Annotated in this window: 2 protein-coding genes; both read left to right on the top strand. The window is 72.5% G+C overall.

Annotation, left to right across the window (positions count from 1 at the left end; translation table 11 throughout):
• On the top strand, positions 1-7614 hold a 7614-nt coding region (locus tag ABEA26_RS33655; RefSeq protein ID WP_425587946.1), incomplete at its 5' end, for an SDR family NAD(P)-dependent oxidoreductase.
• Positions 7615-7717: 103 nt separating this feature from the next.
• Positions 7718-8095 (top strand): beta-ketoacyl synthase N-terminal-like domain-containing protein (locus tag ABEA26_RS33660; protein WP_345597548.1); only part of this gene is annotated, 378 nt, incomplete at its 3' end.

Raw genomic sequence — 8095 nt, forward strand, 5'->3', positions numbered from 1 at the left:
TTCGCCGGACAGCCCACGACCCACGTGGACCTGCCCACCTACCCCTTCCAACGCCAGCAGTTCTGGCCGGAGGCCCGAGAGGTTTCCGTGGCGGGGACGGCTGACCCCGTGGACGCCGAGTTCTGGGACGTGGTGGAGCGCGGCGATCTGGAAGCGCTTGCCGAGACCCTCGAACTCGGCGGCGCCACCCGGGACTCGCTCGGCGAAGTTCTCCCCGTGCTGTCGTCGTGGCGACGGCAGCGGCGGGACGAGTCAACGCTCGACGCGTGGCGCTACCGCGTGACGTGGAAGCCCGTGACGGCGGCCGCGCCTGCCCTGTCCGGCAGTTGGCTGCTCGTCGTCCCCGCCGCCGAGGCCGACCACGAGACGGTGCGCGAGACCGTGCGCGGGCTGACGCGGCACGGCACCGACGTCTCGGTGTTCACCGTCTCCGGCACAGAGGCGGACCGCGGGAGCCTCGCCGCCCGGCTGGCCGACGAGCCGGAGCCGGCCGGGGTCGTGTCCCTGCTGGCGCTGCTCCAGGGACCGGACCCGGAGCACCCGGTGATCCCGGCGGGCCTCGCGGCCAATGTCGAGCTGGTCAAGGCCCTGGGGGACGCGGGACGCCCGGCCCCGCTGTGGTGCCTGACCCGGAGTGCGGTCTCGGTGGGTCGCTCGGACGGTCCTGTCCGCACGGAGCAGGCCATGAACTGGGGCTTCGGCCGTGTCGTCGCCCTGGAACACCCGGAGCGCTGGGGCGGATTGATCGACCTGCCCGAGATCCTCGACGACCGCGCGTGGACCCGGATCTGCGGCGTGCTCAGCGGCGGCGAGGACGCCGAGGACCAGGTCGCGGTGCGCGCGTCCGGCATCTTCGGGCGCCGCCTCCAGCGTGCCAGGTCCGGCCAGGGCTCCACCGGGACCCGGTGGACGCCGCGCGGCACCGTACTGATCACCGGCGGCACCGGCGCCCTGGGATCGTTCATCGCGCACCGCCTGGTCGACCAGGGCGCCGAGCACGTCGTGCTCACCAGCCGCAGGGGCGCCCACGCCCCCGGCGCGCGGGAACTGGAGGAGCGGCTGACCGCACTCGGTGCCAGGGTCACCCTCGCCGCGTGCGACGTGGCGGACCGCGACGTACTGGCCGCGACGGTCCAGGGGCTGCGCGACGCGGGTGACCGCATCACGGCGGTCGTGCACGCCGCCGGTGTCGGCCAGCTCAGCGTGATCGACGAGACGAGCCGCGCGGAGTACGCCGATGTTCTCCGGGCGAAGGTCCTTGGTGCCGCCCACCTCGACGAGGTCTTCCGCGACGAGCGGTTGGACGCCTTCATCCTGTTCTCGTCGATCTCCGGCATCTGGGGGAGCGGTGGCCAGGGAGCCTACGGCGCGGCCAACGCGTACCTCGACGCGCTCGCGCAGCAGCGCCGCGCCGTCGGCCTGGCCGCCACCGCGATGTCCTGGGGTGCGTGGGGCGGCGCCGGCATGGCCAAGGGGTCGGCCGAGGAGATCCTGAGCAGGCGCGGTCTGCCCGTGATGGACCCCGAACTCGCCATCGACGCGATGCAGGACGCGGTGGGGCACGACGAGACCATGCTGACGGTCGCGGACGTACGCTGGGAGCGGTTCGTACCGACGTTCACCGTGGCCCGGCCCAGCCCGCTCCTCGCGGACCTGCCGGAAGTGCGCCGGATCCTCGACGACGCGGCGGCCGTCGAAGCCGCCGAGACGGGCGACCTCTCCGCGTTCCAGCGCAGCCTCGCCGAACTGCCGGAGAACGAGCGTCCTGCCGCGGTCCTCGACCTCGTCCGCACCGAGGCCGCTGCCGTGCTCGGCCTGGCCGACGCCGCGGCCCTGGAGGTGAACCGGGCCTTCCGCGAACTCGGCTTCGACTCGCTGACTGCGGTGGAGGTGCGCAACCGCCTGAAGGCCGCCACCGGCCTGCGGCTCTCCACGACTTTGGTCTTCGACTACCCGACCACCACCGTTCTGGCCGAACACCTGCTCGCCGAGTCCCTCGGGCACGAGGACGATACCGCCGTGACCGCCTCGGCCGGCGCCGCCGACGACGACCCGATCGTCATCGTCGGCATGGGCTGCCGCTTCCCGGGTGACGTACGCACGCCGGAACAGCTGTGGGACCTCGCCGCCACCGGCACCGACGCCATCTCCGGGTTCCCTGCCGACCGCGGCTGGGAGCGTGCCTTCGCCGACGACGGCAGCGGTCCCGGCTTCACGCCTATGGGCGGCTTCCTCAACGGTGCGGCCGCCTTCGACGCAGGGTTCTTCGGGATCAGCCCGCGTGAGGCACTGGCGATGGACCCGCAGCAGCGGCTCCTCCTCGAGACCTCCTGGGAGGCCTTCGAGCGCTCCGGGATCGTCCCCGCGGCCGTGCGCGGCAGCAGCACGGGTGTGTTCATCGGCGCCTCGTCGCAGGGGTACGCCAGCGACGTCCACCAGCCGCCGGAGGGCGTCGAGGGCTACCTGCTCACCGGCACGGCCACCGCCGTGATCTCCGGCCGAATCGCCTACGCTCTCGGCCTCGAAGGGCCGGCCGTCACCATCGACACCGCGTGCTCGTCGTCGCTGGTCGCCCTGCACCTGGCCGCGCAGGCCCTGCGCCAGGGCGAGTGCTCCATGGCGCTGGCCGGCGGTGCCGCGATCATGGCGACGCCGGCGGTCTTCGCCGAGTTCAGCCGCCAGGGCGGCCTGTCGTCCGACGGCCGTTGCAAGGCGTTCGCGGAAGCCGCCGACGGCACGGGCTGGGGCGAGGGCGTCGGCGTACTGCTCCTGGAGCGGCTGTCCGACGCCGAGCGCAACGGCCACCGGGTGCTGGCCGTCGTCAAGGGCAGCGCCATCAACCAGGACGGCGCCAGCAACGGCATCAGCGCGCCCAACGGACCTTCGCAGCAGCGCGTCATCCGCCAGGCCCTGGTCAACGCGGGTCTCACCGCCGACCAGGTGGATGCGGTCGAGGCGCACGGCACCGGCACCACGCTGGGCGACCCCATTGAGGCGCAGGCCGTCCTCACGACGTACGGCAGGGACCGGGACGGCGGACTGCCGCTGCTGCTCGGCTCGTTGAAGTCGAACATCGGTCACACGCAGGCCGCCGCGGGCGTCGCCGGAATCATCAAGATGGTCATGGCGCTCGGGCAGGGAGTGCTCCCGAAGACCCTGCACGTGGACGAGCCCTCCACCCACGTGGACTGGACGGAAGGCGCCGTTGAACTCCTGACCGAGCGGCGGGACTGGCCGGAAACCGGCCACCCCCGCAGATGCGGCATCTCCTCGTTCGGCGTGAGCGGCACGAACGCCCACGTCATCCTGGAACAAGCTCCGGAGCCCGCCGCCGTCGCACCGCCCGCGCCCCGCACGCAGGGCAGGCCCGCGGCACTGCCGTGGGTGCTGTCCGCACGGGACGAGGAAGCGCTGCGCGACCAGGCGGAGCGCTTGCGCACGACGGTCGTCGCCGACCCCGGCCTCGATCCGCTGGACGTCGCGTACTCGCTGGCCACCACCCGATCCGTCCACGAACACCGCGCCGTGGTGGTCGCGACCGACCGCGACGCCTTCCTCGACGGGCTCACCGCCCTCGCCGACCAGGGCACCGCTACAGGACTGGTACGGAATGCGGGAGCGCGCGGCCGGGTAGGCGTGTTGTTCTCGGGCCAGGGCTCGCAGCGGGCGGGGATGGGCCGGGAGTTGTACGAGGCGTATCCGGTGTTCGCGGATGCGTTCGATGCGGTGTGCGCGGAGTTGGACCGTCATCTGGACCAGCCGCTGCGTGATGTGGTCTTCGAGGACGCGGTCCTGCTGGATCGGACGCGGTTCACGCAGGCGGGTCTGTTCGCGCTCGAGGTGGCGCTGTTCGAGCTGGTGACGTCGTGGGGCGTGAAGCCGGACTTCCTGCTGGGTCACTCGATCGGTGAGCTGTCGGCCGCGTGCGTGGCCGGCGTGCTGTCCCTCGAAGACGCTGCCGCTCTTGTGGCCGCGCGGGGCCGTCTGATGCAGGCCCTTCCGGCGGACGGTGCGATGGTGTCGCTTCAGGCGACGGAGGACGAGGTCCTGCCGCTCCTGACCGATGGCGTGTCCATCGCCGCGCTCAACGGGCCGCGCGCCACGGTGGTTTCGGGCGGCGAGGTGGCGGTGCTTGAGATCGCCGCGCACTTCGAGGGTGAGGGCCGTAAGACGAAGCGTCTGCGGGTGAGTCATGCGTTCCACTCGCCGCGTATGGACGCGATGCTCGACGACTTCCGCAAGGTCGCGGAGCGACTGACCTTCAACGCCCCGCAGCTGGCCATCGTCTCGGATGTGACAGGTGCGGTGCTGTCGGCGGAGGAGGTGCAGGATCCGGAGTACTGGGTGCGCCATGTCCGTGAGGCGGTGCGTTTCCTGGACGGCATCCGTACCCTGGAGACGGAAGGCGTGACGGCGTTCCTGGAGCTGGGTCCGGACGGTGTGCTGTCCGCGATGGCGCAGGACTGCGTCACCTCCGACTCCGGCGAGATCACCTTCGTACCGGCCCTTCGCAAGAACCGCGACGAGCCCGACGCGCTTCTCACCGCCCTCGCCGAACTCCACGTTCACGGCAGGGCGGTCGACTGGGCGACGTATTTCGCCGATGCCGATGCCGATGCCGGTGCCCACCGGGTCGACCTGCCCACCTACGCCTTCCAGCACGGTCACTACTGGCTCGAAGGCGGTGCGGCGGCGGGAGACGTCCGGGCAGCGGGGCTCGGGACGGCCGATCACCCGCTGCTGGGTGCCGCGGTCGAGCTGGGCCACTCCGACGAGTACGTCTTCACCGGCCGGCTGTCGCTGGACAGCCACCCCTGGCTCGCCGACCACACGGTGATGGACACGGTGCTGATGCCCGGCACCGCGTTCGTCGAACTGGCCGTCAAGGCCGGTGACGAAGTGGGCTGCGACCACCTCGAAGAGCTGACCATCGAGGCACCGCTCGCCCTGTCCCCCGAAGGGGCCGTCGGCCTCCAGCTGTGGGTGGGGCCCGCCGACGAGGCGGGCCGCCGGGCCGTGGAGATTCATTCCCGCGACCTCGGCCGAGCGGGGGCGGTCTGGACGCGCCATGCGAGTGGCACCCTCACGTCGGGTGGCGACCGGCCGGTCGCGGGCGACCTCTCGGTCTGGCCGCCGCAAGGAGCCACCGAAGTGCCCGTCGACGGGCTCTACGACTACCTCACAGCCATCGGCTACGGCTACGGCCCGGTGTTCCAGGGCCTGCGCGCGGCATGGCGGCTCGGCGAGGAGGTCTTCGCCGAAGTCGCCCTGCCCGACCGCACGGAGACCGCGGCGGCACGGTTCGGACTGCACCCCGCGCTCCTCGACTCGGCGCTCCACGCCATGGGCCTGAGTACGGCGCACGACGCCGACGGCGACGGCGGGGGCCGCAATCGTCTGCCGTTCGCCTGGAACGGCGTGACACTGTACGCGGCGGGCGCCGACGCCCTGCGCGTGCGGATCACCCCCAAGGACTCCCAGGACTCGGCGGGTACGCAGGGCTCCCCGGGTGCCAAGGGGCCGGAGGGGGTCTCGCTGACCCTCGCGGACCCGAAGGGCGCGCCCGTCGCGGTCATCGAGTCCCTGGTGCTGCGCACCGTCACATCGGCACAGCTCGGCGGGGCGCGGCAGTCCACGCACCACGACTCGCTGTTCCGCCTCGCCTGGTCACCCGCCGCGGTCGACCGCACCTTCCTCGACGCCCGTTGGGCCGTGCTCGGGGCGGACCACCTCGGCCTCGCGGCAGCCGGTGTCGGCGTCGACGCCTTCGCCGGCCTCTACGACCTGGCGGCCGCGCCCACTCCGCCGCCCGCCGTCCTGCTCGCCTTCGCCCCGTCCGCCACGGACGCGCCGACCTCCGAGGCCGTTCATGAACGTACGGTCGAGGCGCTGGAAACCGTCCAGGCGTGGCTGGCCGACGAGCGGTTCACAGACGTCCTGCTGGTCGTCGCGACGCGGGGCGCGGTGGCGGTCGCCGGCGAGGACGTGACCGATCTGGCGCAGGCGGCCGTGTGGGGGCTGCTGCGCTCCGCGCAGTCCGAGGCCCCGGGCAGGTTCGTGCTCGTCGACATCGACGACGCGGACGTGTCCGCGCAGAACCTCGTGACGGCCGTCGCCTGCGGTGAGCCGCAACTCGCCGTCCGCGCGGGCGAAATACTTGTCCCGTGCCTGGACCGGGTCGCGGTCGCCGAGCCGCACGCCGAGTCGGTGGCCGCCGCCGACGCCGCAGACCGGGAAGACGCGGACCGGGAAGACAAGGGCCGGCTGGACATCGGCCAGGGAGACGCCGTCGATCAGCCGGGCACCGTGCTGATCACCGGCGCCAGCGGTTTCCTCGGTGGTCTGGTCGCCCACCGCCTCGCCGAGCGAGGCGCGCGCCGCCTGCTGCTGGTCAGCCGCCGCGGCGGCGACGCGCCGAACGCTGCGCAACTCGCCGAGGAGCTGGCCGAGTCAGGTGCGGAGGTCACCTTCGCCGCCTGCGACACGTCGGACCGTGCCGCTCTCGCCGCGGTGCTTGGAAAGATCCCGGCGGCCCACCCGCTGACCACGGTGGTGCACGCCGCGGGCATCGTGGACGACGGCGTCCTCGCGTCCCTGACCCCGCAGCGGCTCGCGGACGTGCTCCGCCCCAAGGTTGATGCCGCCTGGCACCTGCACGAGCTGACCAAAGAACTCGCGCTACGGGAGTTCGTACTGTTCTCCTCGGCCGCCGGCACCTTCGGCGGCCCGGGGCAGGCCAACTACGCGGCCGCCAACGCCTTCCTCGACGGACTGGCCCAGCACCGGAGCGCCCAGGGCCTCCCCGCCGTCTCCCTCGCCTGGGGCCCCTGGGCGGAGAGCGGCATGACGGGCCGGATGGACGAGGCGGACATCGCCCGCATGGCCCGCTCGGGGCTCGCGCCCCTCACGCAGGAACAGGGCATCGAGCTGTTCGACACGGGCCGGGCGGCGGGGCACGCGGTGCTGATGCCGACGCGGCTCGCCGCGGGCTCCCCACAGGTGCGGCCCGACGCGATCCCGCCTCTGCTGCGCGGGCTGATCCGCGGGCCGGTCCGGCCGGCGGCGGGCAGGAGCGGTTCGACGGGCGCCTCGGCCGCGGACCTCAAGCAGCGCCTGGCCGCCGCGGACACCGCGGAGCGGGACCGGATCCTGCTCGACATCCTGCGCACCGCCATAGCCGACGTGCTCGGCCACGGCTCTCCCGTGGCCGTGGAAGTCACCCGCGGTTTCCTGGAGATCGGCTTCGACTCGCTCACGGCGGTGGAGCTGCGCAACCGGCTCAACGCCGAGACCGGCCTGCGGCTCCCCTCGACGCTGGTCTTCGACCACCCGTCCCCGGAGGCGCTGGCAGCCCACCTGCGGGATGAGCTCGTCGAGGACGGGGCAACCTCGGGGCTGGCTCTCCTCGCCGAACTCGACAGGTTGAAAAGGGCGTTGGTCGCAGTCGCGTCGGACGACGTCGACCGGGCCGCGGTCACTGATCGACTGCGGGGACTCATGTCCGCGTGGAACGGCGGTGGAACCGAGGCCGAGGCAGCAGGCGGCCAGGACCTCGAATCGGCCACGGCCGACGAGATCTTCGACCTGCTGGACGAGGAGCTCGAAACGTCCTGAGGGGCTCCGGGTTCCCTCCGTTTCCGCCTCCGCACGCCCCGAACACCCACGACCGCTCGACCATCCCGACCACGTCGATCACCTCTTCAAGGAGTGACACCCCATGGCGAACGAGGAGAAGTTCCTCGCCTACCTCAAGCGGGCCACGGCGGACCTGCGCGAGACTCGCCATCGGCTGCGCGAGATGGAGGACCGGGAGCGCGAGCCCATCGCGATCGTGGGCATGAGCTGCCGTTACCCCGGCGGCGTGAACAGCCCCGAGCAGTTGTGGGAGCTCGTCGCCACGGGCGGGGACGGGATAACTCCGTTCCCCATCGATCGCGGCTGGGACGTGGAAGGGCTCTTCAGCACCGACCAGGGCGAGTCCGGCACGTCGTATGTGCACGAAGGCGGTTTCCTGCACGAGGCCGGCGCCTTCGACCCTGGCTTCTTCGGGATCTCGCCGCGTGAGGCGCTGGCGATGGACCCGCAGCAGCGGCTG

The organism is Streptomyces marokkonensis (genome assembly GCF_039539045.1).
Classification (GTDB): domain Bacteria; phylum Actinomycetota; class Actinomycetes; order Streptomycetales; family Streptomycetaceae; genus Streptomyces; species Streptomyces marokkonensis.